The sequence below is a fragment of the Occallatibacter riparius genome, from assembly GCF_025264625.1.
GTDB lineage: Bacteria > Acidobacteriota > Terriglobia > Terriglobales > Acidobacteriaceae > Telmatobacter > Telmatobacter riparius.
Window position 1 is genome coordinate 2,871,687 of record NZ_CP093313.1, and the last position, 17,466, is coordinate 2,889,152.

Annotated in this window: 15 protein-coding genes; 11 read left to right on the top strand and 4 right to left on the bottom strand. The window is 60.6% G+C overall.

Translation table 11 applies throughout. The features are described from left to right. Nucleotides 1-11: 11 nt before the first annotated feature. Together MOP44_RS11655 and MOP44_RS11660 are read right to left on the bottom strand one after the other, a co-directional pair. A complete protein-coding gene (locus MOP44_RS11655) occupies nt 12-443 on the bottom strand; it encodes a TA system VapC family ribonuclease toxin (protein WP_260796206.1) in 432 nt (143 codons plus the stop codon). Beyond that, a complete protein-coding gene (locus MOP44_RS11660) occupies nt 421-651 on the bottom strand; it encodes a hypothetical protein (protein WP_260796207.1) in 231 nt (76 codons plus the stop codon). Before MOP44_RS11660 ends, MOP44_RS11655 begins: the two co-directional genes overlap by 23 nt. A gap of 157 nt (nt 652-808) precedes the next feature. Between MOP44_RS11660 and MOP44_RS11665 the strand changes: the two genes are divergently transcribed. Further along, nucleotides 809-1,366 carry a hypothetical protein gene (locus tag MOP44_RS11665; protein ID WP_260796208.1) on the top strand — a complete coding sequence of 186 codons (558 nt, stop codon included), beginning with the start codon at nt 809-811 and terminating at the stop codon, nt 1,364-1,366. 143 nt (nt 1,367-1,509) lie between these two features. Here MOP44_RS11665 and MOP44_RS11670 read toward each other — a convergent pair whose 3' ends face one another. Next, entirely contained in the window at nt 1,510-3,936 is a 2,427-nt protein-coding gene (locus MOP44_RS11670) for an Ig-like domain repeat protein (RefSeq protein WP_260796209.1), read from the bottom strand. Nucleotides 3,937-4,345: 409 nt separating this feature from the next. On the opposite strand from MOP44_RS11670, the gene kdsA reads away from it, so the two are divergent. The 3 genes from kdsA to MOP44_RS11685 all read left to right on the top strand — a co-directional run bounded on the left by kdsA (nt 4,346) and on the right by MOP44_RS11685 (nt 7,497). Continuing rightward, on the top strand, nt 4,346-5,164 hold the full coding sequence (gene kdsA, locus MOP44_RS11675; protein WP_260796210.1) for a 3-deoxy-8-phosphooctulonate synthase: 819 nt from the start codon (nt 4,346-4,348) through the stop codon (nt 5,162-5,164). 173 nt (nt 5,165-5,337) lie between these two features. Then, a complete protein-coding gene (locus MOP44_RS11680) occupies nt 5,338-6,291 on the top strand; it encodes a M50 family metallopeptidase (RefSeq protein WP_260796211.1) in 954 nt (317 codons plus the stop codon). Between the two features lie 18 nt (nt 6,292-6,309). Beyond that, nucleotides 6,310-7,497 (top strand): glycoside hydrolase 5 family protein, encoded by a 1,188-nt coding sequence (locus tag MOP44_RS11685; protein ID WP_260796212.1) that lies wholly within the window; start codon nt 6,310-6,312, stop codon nt 7,495-7,497. Between the two features lie 427 nt (nt 7,498-7,924). Here MOP44_RS11685 and MOP44_RS11690 read toward each other — a convergent pair whose 3' ends face one another. Further along, nucleotides 7,925-8,551 (bottom strand): hypothetical protein, encoded by a 627-nt coding sequence (locus tag MOP44_RS11690; RefSeq protein ID WP_260796213.1) that lies wholly within the window; start codon nt 8,549-8,551, stop codon nt 7,925-7,927. A 119-nt stretch (nt 8,552-8,670) separates the two neighbouring features. On the opposite strand from MOP44_RS11690, the gene MOP44_RS11695 reads away from it, so the two are divergent. The 7 genes from MOP44_RS11695 to MOP44_RS11725 all read left to right on the top strand — a co-directional run bounded on the left by MOP44_RS11695 (nt 8,671) and on the right by MOP44_RS11725 (nt 17,455). Continuing rightward, complete coding sequence (locus MOP44_RS11695) at nt 8,671-10,794, top strand: S9 family peptidase (RefSeq protein ID WP_260796214.1); 2,124 nt, start codon at nt 8,671-8,673, stop codon at nt 10,792-10,794. Between the two features lie 273 nt (nt 10,795-11,067). Further along, nucleotides 11,068-13,491: a hypothetical protein gene (locus MOP44_RS11700; RefSeq protein WP_260796215.1), complete on the top strand. Its 2,424-nt coding sequence runs from the start codon at nt 11,068-11,070 to the stop codon at nt 13,489-13,491. A gap of 144 nt (nt 13,492-13,635) precedes the next feature. Beyond that, nucleotides 13,636-14,517 (top strand): 6,7-dimethyl-8-ribityllumazine synthase, encoded by an 882-nt coding sequence (gene ribH, locus MOP44_RS27865; protein ID WP_313901066.1) that lies wholly within the window; start codon nt 13,636-13,638, stop codon nt 14,515-14,517. Further along, complete coding sequence (gene nusB, locus MOP44_RS11710) at nt 14,514-14,933, top strand: transcription antitermination factor NusB (RefSeq protein WP_260796216.1); 420 nt, start codon at nt 14,514-14,516, stop codon at nt 14,931-14,933. The genes ribH and nusB overlap by 4 nt, the downstream gene beginning before the upstream one ends. A 224-nt stretch (nt 14,934-15,157) precedes the next feature. Then, nucleotides 15,158-15,631, top strand: coding sequence for a YtxH domain-containing protein (locus MOP44_RS11715; RefSeq protein WP_260796217.1), 474 nt, complete (start codon nt 15,158-15,160; stop codon nt 15,629-15,631). 131 nt (nt 15,632-15,762) lie between these two features. After that, nucleotides 15,763-16,317, top strand: a complete 555-nt coding sequence (locus MOP44_RS11720; RefSeq protein WP_260796218.1) for a hypothetical protein — start codon at nt 15,763-15,765, stop codon at nt 16,315-16,317. Nucleotides 16,318-16,372: 55 nt separating this feature from the next. Next, the gene (locus MOP44_RS11725) at nt 16,373-17,455 is read left to right on the top strand and encodes a beta-propeller fold lactonase family protein (protein ID WP_260796219.1); all 1,083 of its coding nucleotides are present in this window, start codon (nt 16,373-16,375) and stop codon (nt 17,453-17,455) included. Nucleotides 17,456-17,466 lie beyond the last annotated feature (11 nt).

Here is a 17,466-nt window from a genome sequence, read left to right on the forward strand (position 1 = left end):
GACGGCCGCAGCTAATTCAGCAGGATCGCACCTTTGGCTTTTCCGGCGAGGGCCTTGTCGAATGTGACCAGGGTTAGACCGGCGGTTTCTGCAAAGGCTGCCAGGTATGCATCCTGCCAAACCTTTGGCGAGCGCTGTTCCGTCACTGTCCGCGAGTAGAAGTTGCGCTCCAGCCCTGGCGGTTCATTCCAGCATGAGGCTCGTCCGCCTTCAATCCACTTTGTGTAGAGTTGCCAGCACTCCCGCTGCGTAAGCACTTCGGCCTTCATCAAAGTCTCCGTCGACAGCAGACGAAGAAATCCGATCTGTGTCTGGCGGCAGAAGATCAACATGCTTCTCTCGTCGAGTGCGCCAAACCATGAATGCGCCGCCCGATGATGAAGGTGAATCTCATGGTTGAGCGCCACCCAGACGTTTACATCAGGTAAAAGCTGTAAGCTCATCGATTTGCTCGTTTGTCAGGTCAAGTGTGCCGGGATTCCTGGAGCGAATCACCGGAATTTCGAACTTTTCTGCCGGTTCACCTCCAACAATCTCGAGCTCGCGTTTGATCGCTCGTAAGGCTATCTCGCGGAAGGTTTTTCCCTCGCGCGCCGCCTTCACTTTAAGTTCGCGGTAGGTCTCGTCGGGGATATCGATGGTGGTGCGCATAAATACATAGTCGCACATTTATGTCTTTATGGAAAATGATCCTCGTCCGCCCTGTGACAGCCATCACATTGCCGTGTGTCAAACGCATTTCTCCATTGACAAGCCTTTTTCATGGGGCCTAGCTTTGCTGCGTTTTTCCGGGTAAAGGAGGGTACGCATGACCGCCCAATTTGAGCTTCAGCCCGCGGAAGGCGAGCTGCAAAATCTCGCAGAAGAGTATTGGCAGAAGTCCTGTAATCGGGAGCGGCAACTAGAAGTCGAGGCTTTCGAGGCCGGAGCTTCCATCCGCAACGGCGAATACACGCTGGTCAATCTTGAGGCGATCGTTCGCTGGAAGTCAGAGCGGCTGGTGCACTACCTGATTGGCAACGGGAGTCTGCGGATCAGGCGTGCGCTGGAAGTTGCGGCTTCTCCTGAAGCGAATACCGAGCAGGCGATGAAGGCTCTGCTGGAACTGCACGGAGTGGATGTGCCGATGGCGTCGTCGATTCTGGCGGTGATCTTTCCCGAGCGCTATATCGAGCTCAACATAGAGGATCTTGAGGCGTTGGGGCAGCGTCGCCAAGACATCAAATTCTACGAGGAATACCTCAGTTACTGCCGTGGTCTGGCTCAGCGCGGTGTATTGCATCCGCAGGAGAGCGTGCCCGGCGCTACACCATTGCAGGCGCTCGATCGCGCACTGGCGCAATGGGCGCGGAATCATACCGTCTGAGTTGAAGCGCAGCAGGCTCGGCGGATTCGCGTGCGTCTAGATGACGCTACCTGTGGGCGTGTGAGCGTAATAGCCTCTAGCAGAGAGCAAGAAAACGGAGCGGCGGGCTTGCCCGCCGCTCCGTTTTCTCAACGAGCGGGATACTAAATGACCGGGATACCGCCCAGGAATCCCCTGCCGGGCAGTATGGGCTGGCAGGAAACCGCTGCTCCGCCCGCTTCAACCAATGGGCCTGAGTCACTTGCGAGGTAGTGCGCGTCGCCTCCGTAATGGGCTGTAAGAGAATGCGAGCCGGGGCCCAGATGCGGCGTGGACAATGTTATCTTTCCATTGCTGAGCGTGCCGGTAGCAAGGGTCCGGGTGCCGTCGAGGATAGAGACCTGGCCAGTAGGCAGAGTGCTCGATGTGCTTGTAACCGCGACCGCAAACTGCATCGGAGCGCATCCGCTGGTGCTCGCGGTGGGCGAAAGCGAGACAGACGCGCCGATCTTCACCGCCGTCACCACAATACTTACGCTGACCGGACCAGTGGCGGCGTAGTTGGCGTCGCCGTTGTAGGTTGCAGCAAGCGAGTGGGTGGTTTGTGTCAATCCGGTCACGCTGGTCGAGGCGGTGCCGGTTCCTGAAAGGGTCACGGGTCCACCAAAGTTTGCGCCGTCTACCTTGAACTGCACCGTGCCGGTAGGCTGCGATCCTGAGGTTGATGTCACGCTGGCGCTGAGGGTGACAGGGGTACCCGATGTAAACGAGGCGCCGTTCGTCGGAGAGGTGATCGCCAATGTCGGTACGGGTAGCGTCCCGTTGCCAATTAGGATTGCGTCACTTGTCCCGCTCACCGTGTTGCCTAGCAGGCGGAAGACCGCGGACCGGCTGCCAGTGGCTGTGGGTGTGAACTGAAATCCTACGTAGCACGTTTGACCCGCATATAGGGTGCCTCCGGTGGTGAGAGGACAAGTCGTTGCGATCGAAAGAACTTTGAAATCCGAGGTGTTATTCCCCCACATGATGTAGTTGCCGGAGAGTACCAGGGTGCTGTTTCCGGTATTGGTAATGGCCAACTGCAGCGAACCACTGCCGGTGCCCTTTGACTGGTTGCCGAAATTGAGGTAACCGTTGGGCCCGATCTTGCGGATAACCTGCGCTGAGCCCGAAGAGGCAGAGTTGCTGATGACGTAGACGCTCCCGGTGGAATCAACACCCACGCCTGTGGGAGCGTTAAGGGTAGCGAACGTGGACTGTCCGCCGTCACCCGTGTACCCCGCAGTGCCGTTTCCCGCGATGGTGCGGATCACTCCTGTGGTGTATTCGATTCTGCGCACGCGCTGGTTGGCCGAGTCGGTGAAGTACATGTCCCCGGCGGTGTCAAACGCGATCTGGCCAATGGAAGTGCCGATCTCGGCGTTCCCGGCCAGGCCTTTGTCGCCGGCGAAGCCGCAGGTATGCCCCCCGGCTATCTTGGTGAATGCCTGATTATTGTTTTCGGCGTTGTAGAGGGACTGCTGAACGATCTCGCAGTCTCCGCTGGTGCCCCAGAAGCTGTAGATGTTGTCGCTCGCGTCCATGGCCGCGGGGCCCTGGGTCACGGTCTGATAGGGGAACGGGTCATAGAGAAAGATCAGGTTGGCGGGCACCGGCTGTACCGTCGAGAACGCACCTCCGCTGCTCTGCTCGGTGAAGAACATGTGATTGTATGGGTCCATGCTCATTTCCCCGGGTTTCGTAATCAAATGCGAACTCAGGGTGCAGGGCGTCGCAGCGGGACAAGCTCCAGTCGTCGATCCACTGATGGTGACAACCGGGCCGTAATCGTAGATCTCATGCAGTGCATTCGACGCCGGCCGGCTAAAGTAGGCCTGTCCGAATGTGTCCACCGTAATGCCCCACGGAGCTGAGAACCCGGAGGCAAGAGTCTTGAAGGTCGCGCTCGAATCGTAATTGCGAACTACGTTGTTCCCGGTATCCGACACCCACAAGGTGTCGCTTCCGTCGATCGCCAGGTTCTGCGCTCCGTTCAGCAGACCCACGTTGGAGGGATAAGAACCGGGAAGGGTGGTGATCTGGGACGGGACGAAACTAATGATGGGAGAGTAGCCGTATCCGCCCAGGCCGAAGGCAAACGGGGTGGGCGACAGGTTGGTGCTCAAGGTGATGTGACCGAGCCGGCTTCCGGCGCCTTGCGGCGTAAAACGCACCAGGAGCGAGCAGGTGCTTTTGGCCTGGTAGGTAGTACCCTGAGCGCAGCTCCCGCCGGGCTCGATCCGGAAATCCTTCGTAGATTTGATCCCGGTCAGCTTCGTTGTCGCGGTGAAGCGAAATGTGAGCGCGTGCACATCTGCGGCTTCGCCCACGCGGCCTTCGCCCAGCCGGCGGAAGTTGGCCGGTGCCTCCGGAAGCCGAGTGCCTCTGCTGTCAAAAGCGTGCGCCTGCATTTCGAGCCCGGCAGGCGGATCCAGCGTGATTGCGGTTTGTGGCGATTGTGCAGTGATGCAGCGGGAGCTCAGAGACCACGTGAGCGCCAGACAGAGGCCCGTGCATGCCATGGGGATAGATTTGGCGATGGAGCGATTCATAGGTTTCTCCTGTCGGGGGCGAATTCGAATGGAGCGCGTGCCGGATTCAGCCGTGGGCGCTTGCCTCAAGGCCCGGTGTTGCGCGACGACTTACCTTATCGGCTTTATGCGAACCGAGGCGAACAACAACTGAAGGGAAGCAACTCCACTAGGTGGGAGCCAACTCCGGATCGTGACAGAGAGCCGGAACAGTAGTGCTATCTACAAGCCTGGGAACAGCTCGAAATTAGGAAGTAGATTGTCCGAATGAGAAAGCGGGCCTTGAATCGGACTGGAGTGTAAACGAACTTCTGCGGAAATGTCTCGAAAAATCTTTGTGGTCGCGGAACCATCGTGCAAAGCAGTGGTGACCTGTTCGGCGCGTCATTCAGTTCACGGCGCCATGGCCGGCAGACGCTAGAATTTCGTTGTGAGTCATTCGTTTGAAATCGGGCCCGTGCAGGTGGGGACGGGCCGGCTGTTCCTGATCGCCGGGCCTTGCGTGATCGAGTCGGAGACGCATGCGCGCAAGATGGCCGATGCCATCCAGCGCATCGCCTCAGACCTCAAGATTCCCTATATCTTCAAGGCCAGTTACGACAAGGCAAACCGGACCAGCGTGAAAAGCTTTCGCGGACCCGGCATTGCGGAGGGCACCAGGATTCTCGGGCAGGTCGCCAGGGACACTGGGCTGCCGGTGCTGACGGATGTCCACGAGCCATCGCACTGCGAAATTGCGGCGGAAGCCGTGGATGTGCTGCAGATCCCGGCATTCCTGTGCCGGCAGACGGATCTGCTTGTTGCGGCGGGCAAGACCGGGCGCGCCGTGAACATCAAGAAGGGGCAGTTCGTCGCGCCGTGGGATATGACGCATCCGGTGGAAAAGGTCCGCTCTACAGGCAATGAACGCGTGTTCCTCACCGAGCGCGGTGCCAGCTTCGGCTACAACACGCTGGTGGTCGATTTCCGCTCGCTGCCGGTGATGCGGCAGCAGGCGCCGGTAGTCTTTGATGGCACCCACAGCGTGCAGCAGCCCAGTGCGGCCGGTGGGGTGAGCGGCGGGCAGCCGGAGTTCATTCCACTGCTGGCACGTGCCGCGGTGGCCGCGGGCGTCGACGGCCTGTTTCTCGAAGTGCACGATGACCCAGCCAATGCTAAGAGCGACGGCGCGAACGCCCTGCGCCTCGACTTGCTGAAGTCGCTGCTGGAGCGACTGCTGGCCATCCACGGGGCTGCTGGCGGATCTTAGCTTGCTTCGCTGCGGGGATGACGACGTCGGCGACGGCAATGTTGGCGGAGAATCCTGACCATTGCGGCACAGCATGTGAGATTGAAAATCCTCCATCGGAGGAGTCAACAGAGCCAGCCACCACCTTCGTAACGTTCCCCTGTTTCAGGCGAGTGCGCTAGTCTCTTGCCGACATGCTAAACAACATAGGCCGCTCCACCCGCATCTTTCGGGCCGCTGGAATCGACGTTTACCTGCATTGGTCGTGGTTTGTGGTGGCCGTGTACGCGATCGTAAGCAGGGGGCACCGTTATTCCTCCATTGTGTGGAATGTACTGGAGTATGTCGGCCTTTTCGTGATCGTGCTCCTGCATGAATTCGGGCACTCGCTGGCGTGCCGCCAGGTGGGCGGACGATCCGATCGCATCATGCTGTGGCCGCTGGGCGGCGCCGCTCACGTTGTGCCTCCACCGCGGCCTGCCGCTACTCTCTGGAGCATCGCTGCCGGCCCGCTGGTGAATGTCGCTTTGCTGCCCATCCTGGGAGGCGCGTATATGCTTGCGGACCGGGGTGGATGGGAGACCACGACTCCGGATGCGTATCGCTTTCTGCTGATGCTCCTGAGCATTGACGTCATCCTCCTACTGTTCAATTTGCTGCCCATTTATCCGCTGGATGGCGGCCAGATATTGCGTTGCCTGCTGTGGTTCATCGTCGGCCGCGGTCGCAGCCTGATGATCACCACGATTCTGAGCTTCGTCGGCGCTGCCGGAGTTCTAATACTGGCGGCCTGGCAGCGTTCCGGCTTGATGATCGCGGTGGCGGTGTTCATGCTGATGAGCTGCTGGAGGGGACTCACGCAGGCGCGAGCACTTCTGCGCGCCGCCAAGGCTCCGCGCCGCGCCGGGGCCGCATGTCCCTCCTGCCACAGCGCTCCGTTTCTTGGGCCCCGCTGGGTTTGCAACCAGTGTTCCAGCCGCTTCGATCCATTCGAGAGTGGCGGAGCCTGCCCGGTTTGCTCCGCGCCGAACGCCACCACGCAGTGTCCCGATTGCCATCTGCGCTCGCCTATAGAGCAGTGGTTTGCGCCGGACGCGGCCCGGGCCGCAACACTGGAGACTCAGCCGGAGCATCTCGCTTCGCGCTGAGCAGCGTACAGTGTTGTCATGAATCGACGGGAATTCGCAGCGGGTACTGCGGCGGTTTTGCTCGGACAAAGACTGGTCGCGCAAACAGCGGGTGTGGATCATCCTGGGCTTGATCTAAATCGCCATCGCTTCGGCGTCAACTACACGCCTTCGCGCAATTGGTGGTTCTGCTGGAACGACTGGGACGCGGGCCCGATTGCGCGCGATCTTGATGCCATCGCCGCGCTGGGCGCGGATCACCTGCGCATCATGCTCGTCTGGCCGTTCTTCCAGCCCAACCCGAAATGGGTGAGCACGGCGCATCTGGAGCGGATGGATCAGCTCTTATCGCTGATGGGCGAGCGCAAACTGGATGCGCTGGTCACAGTGTTTACCGGCCAACTCAGCGGCTGGTACTTCCTGCCGTCGTTTAATCGCCTCAGTGATGGTTTCTATACAAAGAAGGAAATGTGGGATGCGCAGGAGCTATTCATCCGCGAGTTGGCGCGCGTGATGAAGCCGCACGCCAACATCATCGGCTTCGACTTTGGCAACGAACTTAACACCTGCTGGAAGGCGAAGCAGGCGGAGGGCGATGCGTGGATGGCGAAGATGTTCGCGCTGATGCAATCGATCTTGCCTGATGGCCTGCACGTCAACGGAGTCGATCATCATCCCTGGTTCGAGGACGACACGTTTTCGCAGAAGGCGCTCGCTACGGCGCGCTTCCCGGTGATGCATTGTTATCCGTGGTGGACCGAGGCGCTGAAGTACGGCGGCGCGATGGATCCGCCCAGCGTGAAGCTGCTGGCGGCGATGGCTGCGTTGATCCGGAGCTATGCGGGCGACGTGCGCAAGCCAGTGTGGGCGGGCGAGTTCAACACGTGCATCGAAGCGCTTCCGGAGAAAGGCCAGGCCGAGTGGCTGGAGAAGGCTGTGACCGCGGCCATCGAGCAGGGCGTGAGCTGGTTCAGCTACTGGGACTCGCATGACGTGGATCGCAAGTTCGAATTCAATCCGCTGGAGTACACGCTGGGCCTGCTCACCAATGACGGCCGCGTGAAAGAGCAGGGGCGCGTGTTCAAGCAGTTGGCGGAGACGTATCGCGGGAAGCCGGTGAAGTATCCGAGTGCCAGCTTGCCGGCGCCGCCGAAGACCAGGACCATCGCGGGGACTTGGGACTGGATCAACGGGTGGCTGGGTTGGAAGAAACCGGGAACAGCATGATACGGGTTTGCGTGCTGTGAGATGCGGGTGCCCCATATCTCCGGACGGCTCTTCGGTCCGGAGATGTGGGACCAGGGAAAACTGGTTGTGGGTCACCGCAACTTGTGATGACCAACACAGCCTCGTCTCACCCACTTACCCCACACTTATCGCTCAGGGAGACCTATGCCCATGCGTTTGTTCATTGCCGACACTGAAGTCTCTAAACAACCGAACGGGCTTTGTTAACCAGAAAAATAACGGCTTAATTCTCTATTCCGGGCTGCGTTGGTCCAAATTGAAGAGCATGTCCTTGTAAATAAATACCTTACTCCAAGCAATAAATTCGCCATTTTCGCCCCTATCGCGAATAAAAAACGAATACAAAGCGAAAATACACAAGTCACATTGATCAGAACGTTTACTCACGAGTAAACATTTCGGTGAATCAGTGCGCCACCCGGCCGTGCATCCCTGCTTCGAAGCTGCGCCGGTCCAGGCGCGGCAGCTTGCGCGCCACCTTGTCCGGGAACAGCGGATAGTGCCGCGCGGCCATGAGCAGCTCCGGCACGCACCAGAGGTCTTCTTCGGCGGTCATCCAGTTCAGGCGGTCGAGGCGCGCCAGGTTCACAGCGCGGGAGTAGGCACGCAGCGTGCGCTCGCCGCGCAGGTTGTAGTAATGCTCGAAGTAGCTGAGGGCCAGTTCGCGCAGCGTGCGGTAGACGGGCGCGCGGAAGCGCAATCCTGCGAAGTTTGACTTGGCGACGCTTCCCCAGAGGCCGTGCTCGCGGTAGAGCGCCACGACGTGGTCGTCGTCGCGAACGCCTTCGAGGTCCATCACGAGCGGCGGATGGCCGTTGACGCGCAGAGCGGCTGCGGCGATGAGCGCTCCTTCCAGGCAGTGGCCGCGGCGCTCACGTAGTGTGCGATGTGGGGAGCGGGCGGTGTCGGCGTAGTCGTACTGGATGTCGTCGACGAACCGCTGAATGCGCGCCGGCGTGTTGAGGCTGCGCAGGGTGCGCAAGTCCCCCGGCGCCAGGCCAAAGGCGGTGCGCGATCCGTTCGTCGACGGCACTCCGATGCTCCGTATTGAGCGGTTCGCAGGCAATGCTTTGGATCTCCTGAAAGTTGCGCAAATTATATCGAGGCATGGCTGGACAGCGGCGTACCGCGCGGACTTGATAGCATTCGGCTATGAATTTCCCCTCAGCGGAAAGACTCTTTCGGCTTGTGATTTCGGGCCCGGCAATGGCGGGCTTGCTGGTTTGCGCAGCGGGTGCTCAGAGTGTTGACCGCGCGCATGTAGAAGAGGTGCTGCGCGGTTTGAATCGCGGGCACGGCGGGGGCCAGGTGGCGGTTTCGCCGGATGGCAAACAGCTGGCGTGGATTGCGGGCGGCCGCGGTGGCGGCGAAATCCTCGTAGCTCCGATCGACGACCTGAAGAAGACGCAACACGTGACCGCGGCGACAAAGCCCGACCAGCATTGCAGCGAGAATGACCTGACCTGGGAGCCGGATTCGAAAGCTCTGGCGTTCTTCTCGGATTGCGCCAGCAGCGACGGACAACACGATCTCTATTTGTCGCGCGTGGACGGAACACCAGCAAAGCGGCTGACGCAGTTGAAAGGCTACGTGCACGAGGCAGCTTTCTCGCCGGATGGAAGCAAGATCGCGTTCCTCTATGTGGCGGGCGCGACTCGACCGGCGGGTGCGCTGGCGGCGATGAAGCTTCCTTCGGGAGTCATCGGAGAGGACGGCGTGGAAGTGCAGCGCGTGGCGTATGCCGATGCTGCGGCGGCTACTCCGGCGGATGCGACGCTGGCCACTCCCGCCAATCTGCACGCGTATGAATATGACTGGGCGCCTGATTCGAAGGGTTTCGCGTATGTTGCGGCTGCTCCGCCGGGCGAGAACAACTGGTGGGTGGCCAAGCTTTATACGCAGACGCTCGGCAGCGAACCAAAGGCAGTGCTGGCTCCGGCGGAGGTTGCAGGGGCGCTGCATGGGTTGCAGATCGCGGTGCCGCGCTGGTCGCCGGATGGCAAGACGATCGCCTTCATCGGCGGACTCATGAGCGATCAGGGCTCAACCGGCGGCGACGTGTGGATCGTGTCTGCGCAAGGCGGAGCGCCTCGGGATCTCACCGCCGGCAGACCGACCTCTCCCGCGTGGGTAGAGTGGAGCGGCAATGACTACTTGTTCGTAAGCGAACTGGCCGGAGGAAATAATCAGCTAATCCGGCTGCATTTGCAGGGCGACCGCACAGGCGACGGTGCCGTGACGTTCGGTTCGCCAATCTTCAGCATTCCGGGCAGCGTGGGTGACGGCCGGTGGTCGCACTCGCTGTCGAGCACTGCGGACCATTCGATGTTCGTCTTCGAGGCGAGCACGTTTGAGAAGGCTCCGGAGATCTATGGCGCGAAGCCAGGAACGGTGATGTCGTCGGGACTCGATGGTGTGATGCAGTTGTCGCACCTGAACGACGGCGTGGAGCCGGCATGGGGCAAGGCTGTTTCACTGAGCTGGAAGAATGACAACTTCCGGGTGCAGGGCTGGCTGCTGCTCCCCAAAGACTATGACCCGAACAAAAGATATCCGCTGATCGTCGAGGTACACGGCGGCCCGGCGTCGGCAGTGCAGGCGGCCTGGGGCGGACGCGGCGGCCTGAGCGCGACTGCCTTTTCGGCTCTGGGCTACTTCGTGCTGGAGCCCAATCCTCGCGGAAGCTTCGGGCAGGGTGAGGACTTCACCAAGGCCAACCGCAAGGACTTCGGCTACGGCGATCTGCAGGACATCCTCAAGGGTGTCGATACAGTGCTGGCGAAGTACCCGGTCGACCCGAACCGCGTGGGCATCACGGGATGGAGCTATGGCGGGTTCATGACGATGTTTGCCGTGACACAAACCAATCGCTTCAAGGCGGCGGTCGCCGGGGCGGGAATATCGAACTGGCAGAGCTACTACGGCGAGAACTCAATTGACCAGTGGATGATTCCGTACTTCGGCGCCAGCGTCTATGACGACCCGGCGGTGTATGCGCGCGAGTCGGCCATCAATTTCATCAAAAACGTTAAGACTCCGACCCTGGTGGTGGTGGGTGATCGCGATGGCGAATGTCCCGCGCCGCAGTCGTATGAGTTCTGGCACGCACTCAGGGATGAGCATGTACCCACGCAGTTGGTGATCTATCCGAACGAGGGGCACGGCTTCGTCAATCCCGAACATCGCCGCGACGTCATGGACCGCGCGGTCGAGTGGTTTGCGAAGTATCTGCCTGCCGGAGAAGGGAGCGAAAACCAGGCAGGTGCTAACCGGTAAGGCGCTCGCCTACAAGCGCGTGCGGAGTCTATTGAATGAGCGCGTTGGCCTCCCCCGCCCTCTACGGGCGGGAGATGGTCACGGGCTGGTACACTTTTCTTTGGAGAAAACAGGTCTCATTGGCCGGCAAATCCAGTCGGATTGCGCCGGATGCTTGAGCGGGTTTCCGCCGCAGGCCGTATAAGCGTGTCGGCGCGGAGCCTTCCCAGTTCTTTTTCTACGTTCTCAGGTGAGACCGCTTTGCCGCAGTCGAGGGTGAAGCGGGGAGGATTCATGCGGCGGTTTCTGACGCTTGTCTGTCTGTTGTTCCTGGCAATTCCGGCCGGGATTACCATCACCGGCTGCTATCGCAATCCAGCCGGCAATTATTGCAATGGTCTCGGCTATGGCGCCAAGGTCACTGATCTCTACTCGATCAATCTGGAGCCAAAGAACACCGGCATTTCTATGGCGTTCGGGCAGACGCGCCAGATCAATGCGCCCACGGCGTCTACCTGCAAGGGAACCTCCGTGTCGGTCACCGGCTATACCTACGGCACCACCAATAACCAGCTGGTGGATATTTCGCCCTCGGGCAATATGTGCGCCGGCACGTGGAACCGCAACTCGGGCGGCGGCATTGCGGACTACACCATCTGCAACTATCCCAGTCCCCTTCCGACTTCAGGTGGGCTGCCGTTCGGCTCGGTTCACGTTACTGCTTCAGCGCAGGCGGTGGTGTCAAATCCGGTAAGTGTCTATGTGCACGCACCAGTCACATCGATATCACTAGTGGGCCCATCGCAATGTCTGTCTCAGACCGAGCAGGAACACTTGGACGCGCAGGCGTGCTACGTGGCGAACGGCAAGCAGGTGCTTATGTGCGCACCCTCCTCGATTACCGCGGACAAATATGCCTGCCCGTTGCCGGCTGGCGTGACATCGGTGCCGAGCTGCTCCAACTCCATCGGAACGCTGAGCTACTCGGTGGGCAGCGCGGGCGTCGCTACCATCAATCCTGAGACCAACCAGATCACTGCGGTGAATCCCGGAACAACGGCGATCACGGCTTCCATCGCCGGATCGGGCTCGTCGGCCGGATATTTCTCCACCTGCCCTCCTGCTTCGATCTCGGTAACGCTGAACGGAAAGACAAGCGCCACGGTGACCCAGGGTGTGACCCAGAACATGGTCACTACCGTGCTCGATACCAACGGCAAGCCGATTACCGGTCTGACGCTCGACTACCAGTCGACGAACCCGCTGAACATTTCAGCCACGAGCGGCGGCGCGATCAATGCGACCTTCCCCGGCGCTTCGGCTCTTTATGCCGTGTGCCAACCGGGAACCTGCAATCCGGCCCCCATCAACCAGATCGGCGTCAACGGTACGGGCCTCTCGATTTCCAGCAACCCGGTGGAAGTCACTGTGCCGGGAACAGCCAGCGCGTATGTCTGGTACGGCGCACCCGGGTACTCGCAGTACTTTGTTCCGGTGCAGTTGTTGAGCGGGACGATCGGTTCGACTGTGCGCCTGCCTTACGTGCCTAACTCCATGATCATGGACCGCGCAGGCGTCAGCATCTATTTCGGCTCTTCGCATGAGCTGATGGTCTACAGCACGGCGAACAACAGCAAGGCGGCGGAGTATCCGTCGTTACCCGGCGTGGTTCTGGCGGTCAGCCCCAACGGCTCGCAGGTTCTTGTCAATGACCCTGTGCGGCAGGTCTTTTATCTCGCGGCCAGCAATGGTTCTAGTGTCTCGAGCTTTGGAGGCCTTGGCACGGCAGCCAACTGGACTCCCGACGGCAAGACGCTGTATGTGACTGACAGTACATCGGCGAACCAGAATGGCGTGACCGGCCACACCAACACGCTTTACGTATACAACGCGAACACCGGCTGGACGTCGTATCCTCTGTCGACTTCGGGCGGCACAGCAGGTCCGCAGAATCTTGCGATTACTATTCCGGGCGTCGGCGCGTACATGAGCGGCAACCCGACGGTTGCCCATACCTGGTGTCCGCAAGGCACCGCGGGCGCCTACGCCAACATGACCTTCTATCCACAGGGCGACTCGGTGAGTGTTGATACTGATGTTCTGGCCGCCACCGCGGACGGAGGCCACATTCTCGGCGCCGCGCTGGCAGGTTCAGGCCCGGGACCAATTTCGTTCTCGGATATTGCCGTGAGGATTCCGTCGACGGAGTGCCCCAGCGCGGGCAATCAGCTTAATCCACTGATGATCGATTCCACGCTGAACCCCCCGCAGACGCTGAATGTGAATGCCACGGCGGTAAATGCAATTGTGACCTCGCCGGCGGCGGTGAAGCAGGGCGTGGCTGTGGCAGGAAACAGCCTCAGCTTCGTTTTGTATCAAGGCTCAACCGCTGGCGCTCCGCTGCCCTACTACACGCAGAGTGTCGACGGCACGTCCGGGCTGGGAACGGTGGGTTATCTCACGCTGACTGGAAATTCGGCCGTGACTGCCCCGGTGGGCGGCGCATTCAGCCCCGACAACACGTTGTTCTTCGTGTCGACGTCGGGAGACAACATGATCCACTACATCGATACCACCACGCTGAAGGACACGCAGCAGATCAGCCCGAATCTTCCTGCTTGCACGCCCGGAGCAGATCCGGGCTGCAAGGTCACGAATCCGTCGCCGAGCGTGGTTCCTGCGACAGCAATCTGGGTGAAGCCGCGTTCCACCACGTAAGCAGCGGCTAAATTCAAGCAAGGAAGGCCGGCCACGTGCCGGCCTTCATGCTTTTGTAACCACTCTGCAATGAGCTGATCCGGGCGCCGCAGACCGGCGCCGGTGCGCCTCGGTTGCGGCAACTCAGCACGATAGAATCGAATCATGATCAAAGGGATTTCCTTCATTCGTCCCACGGCGAATCGAAGCAGCTACGACCGATTAGCCGGGTTCTTTGCGGCGCTGGGATTCGAGCCCGGCCGTGGATGGGAGGAGCCTGGAGGGCAGGGTGCATCGTTCCTGGCTCCAGTAGGAAATCTCGAATTGGTGGATGGCAGCATGCCGCAGTTCGCGCCTATCGCCATCGAAGTGACTTCGCTCGATACGGTGCTCCAGGCTGCCACGCGCTGGCTCGAATCGGAAGGGCTCGACGCGGAGAAGGCACTCTCGCCGATCAGCAGCACGCATTGGAAGTCGCACTACTTCACGGTGGAGATTGAACCGGGCCAGAGCTTTTCGTTCTGGGCATGGGACGATCCATTGAAGGGCAAGCCCGTTGCCCTTGAAGGCGATCTCAGCGCCGAAGGCATGCGGTTTGCCATCGTGGTTGCGCGCTGGAACGCGGTCATCACGGATCGCCTGCTTGAGGGCGCGCTGGACGCATTGCTGCGCAGTGGCGCGCGGCGTGGCGACATCACCATCGTTCGCGTGCCCGGGGCATGGGAGATTCCGTCCGCGGCTCGTACGCTCGCCAACCAGGCCGCGGGCGGGACCGTAGCACTCGATGCTATCGTCACGCTGGGATGCCTGTTGCGCGGTGAGACGGCACACTACGAAGCGATTTACAACGAAGTGTCGCGCGGCATTGGGCAGTCGCAGCAGGAAACGGGAATTCCGCACAGCTTCGGCGTGCTTACCTGCGAGACTCTCGAGCAGGCGCTGAATCGTGCCGGCATCAAGGCTGGAAACAAGGGCTTTGAAGCCGCGGCCGCAGCCATCGAGATGGTGAGCCTGCGCCGCAAACTGCTAGAGGGAGCGAGCGCATGACGGCTGGCACGCGAAGGAAGTCGCGCGAACTCGCCATGCAGATGCTTTTCCAGCAGGACATGGGTAAGCAGTCCCCGGATCAGGTGCGCGCCACGTTCTGGAAGGCGGGCGATGAGGTGGAGGCCGAGGTGAAGGGCTTTGCCGAAGACCTGTTCCGCGTGGCCACGCTGAACCAGGAGAAAATCGACGACCTGATCACGGCGAACGCCAAGAACTGGCGGCTTGAGCGGATGCCGGCGGTCGACCGCAATCTGCTCCGCATGGCCATTGGCGAGATGATTGGTTTCAAGGGCACTCCTTTCCCTATCGTGATCAATGAGGCCCTGGAGATCGGCCGGCGCTACTCAGCGCCTGAGTCCATCAACTTCCTGAACGGCGTTCTGGATGCCGTGGCGCATAGTCTCATCGGGAAATAACATCGCCAAAGCCCCAGCGCGGGACCGTTTGCAACTCCCCTTCATAAAGCGGCGTCCAAACCCGGAGAAGGCGAGACAGGCACGAACGCAGCCCGAGGTGCCTGTCTGTGCTTTGAACCGTTGATTCCGCGGCCGCCGAATTGCTGTAAGATTGAGACTCTTAGGCAAGGCCCCGGCATCCTTCGGGCTTAGCAAATTACGGGCTTATGGAAGGGAGATCTCATATGGCGGAAGAAAGCAGCAACATCAACGGGCTTGCATGGTTTCTGGCGGGCCTGGGCATTGGAGCGCTGGCAGGCATCCTGTACGCACCCAAGAGCGGCCGCGAAACCCGTGAAGATCTGGCCAACAGCGCGCGCGAGGGCACAGAGTATCTGCGCAACCGCAGCAAGCAGGTGGCCGACCAGGTCGGCGGCATGGTCGATAAGGGCCGTGAGCAGATGGGCGACTACATGGATCGTGGCCGGGAAGTGATGGATCGCGGGCGGGCACAGTGGGAAGAGTTCGTCGAGCGCGGCAAGAGCCTGGTAGGTGACCAGTCGCGGCGCGTCTCTGAAGCGGTGGATGCGGGCAAGCAGGCATTTCGCTCCGCAACGTCAACGGCCACCTCGACGAGCGGTTCCGGCAGCGGCGCCTTCGGTTCGGGCTCGGGCAACTCCGGTACGCCGGCCTCTTCGACCGGTGGCGCTGGCGTTTAGACCAGCCTTAGCACTTGATCACCTTCATCGAACCAGGATCCCGCCAGACGATGCCCTCGAAGCACGTTTGGCGGTTCCTGCGCTATAAAAATCGACCGAGAACGTGGCGTTTTGCCTTGTGAGGCACATTTATGGACATGCAACACCTGGATACCATTCTGATCGTGATGGTCGCTATTTTCGGAGTGTCGGTGTTGCTCCACATTGGCGTTCTGGCTGGCCTGGCTATCGGCATGAGCAAGGCTGTCAAGCAAGCCAGAGAGTACGGCCAAGAGATGGAAGAAAAAGTTCTTCCGGTTCTTGCATCCACTGCGGAAGTGCTGCAGCAGACCAAATCCCTTATTGTTCGCCTGGAGCCCAAGCTCGAGGCGGCGGCGACTGATCTTTCCGACATCACCCGCATGGCGCGGGAGGAAACTTCGCGACTTACCACGTCAGCCGATGAGATTGCGGAGAGATTCCGACAGCAGGCGGAGCGCGTGGCGCAGATGACCGACACCGCTCTCAATGGAGTGGAGCGCGCGAGCCATTTCCTCAACAGCGCCGTGAACGCCCCCGCGCGGCAAGCCTCAGGCATTCTGGCTGCGGCCAAGGCCGTGATCAGCTCGCTTCGCCAACCCACCTCGCCTCGGCCCAGCCAGCCTACCGACGAGGATTATCAGCGCGAACGGCAGCAATACGTTTAGATTTCCTGCACAGCTTCTCCGCCGCACTCGTTTAGTCTGATCGCGGAGGCCGAACGTGCGCTTGCAAGTCCCCGTGTTTCTTCTTGCTGTGCTTTCCCTCACGATTTCAGCGTCCGCCCAGGCCGGCGGATCCGCATCTCTTCTCGTGCTTTCCAAGCAGGACCACACCGTAGCGATCGTCGATCCGGCAACGCTAAAGGTGCTGGGCAAAGCTCCGGTCGGCGAGGATCCACACGAGATTGTCGCGTCTGCGGATGGGCGTGCGGCCTACGTGTCGAATTACGGATTTGGCCGCTTCCACACCATCACGGTGATAGACCTGGTGAGCAAGAAGCAGGAGAAGGTGATCGACCTGACTCCCCTGCGCGGGCCGCACGGTTTGGCGTTTGCGGATGGCAAGCTTTGGTTCACGGCCGAGGTGAACAAGTGCATCGGCAGCTACGATCCGCAGACCGGTAAGGTCGACTGGATTCTGGGCACCGGGCAGAATCGCACCCACATGCTCTATGTCCTTCCCGGCGCAAAGCGCATCGTGACCACGAATGTGAACGCGGGGACGGTCAGCGTTCTCGACTTTGTAGAGGCCAAAGGTGGCCCGCCGCCGGGCGGCCCCGGAATGGCAGGAGCGCCGGGTGGGCCACCTCCTCCGCCGGGATTTCCTCGGGGCGCGATTCTCCCGCCGGGTGGCGACTGGAACCCGACTGTCATTCCTGTGGGCACTCGAGATGAAGGCTTTGATGTCTCGCCGGGCGGCAAGCAGGCTTGGATTGCCAACGCCGGCGACGGTACCGTCTCAGTCATCGATCTGGATGCGAAGCGCGTGACCGCCACTCTGGACGTGAACGTGAAATCGGCAAACCGGCTGAAGTTCACCCCGGATGGAAAGCGGGTCCTGGTCTCGATGCTGGGAAGCGGCGATCTCGTCGTGATCGATGCCGCCTCGCACCAGGTGGTGAAGCGGGTGCCGATCGGCAAGGGTGCGGCGGGCATCCAGATGCAGCCGGATGGGGCTCGCGCGTATGTGGCGTGCACGCCGGACAATTATGTTGCGGTAATCGACCTGAAGACTCTTGAGGTGGTGGGTCACATCGATGCGGGTGGAAATCCGGACGGGCTTGCCTGGGCGATTGCGCAATAGCGGCGGCCACG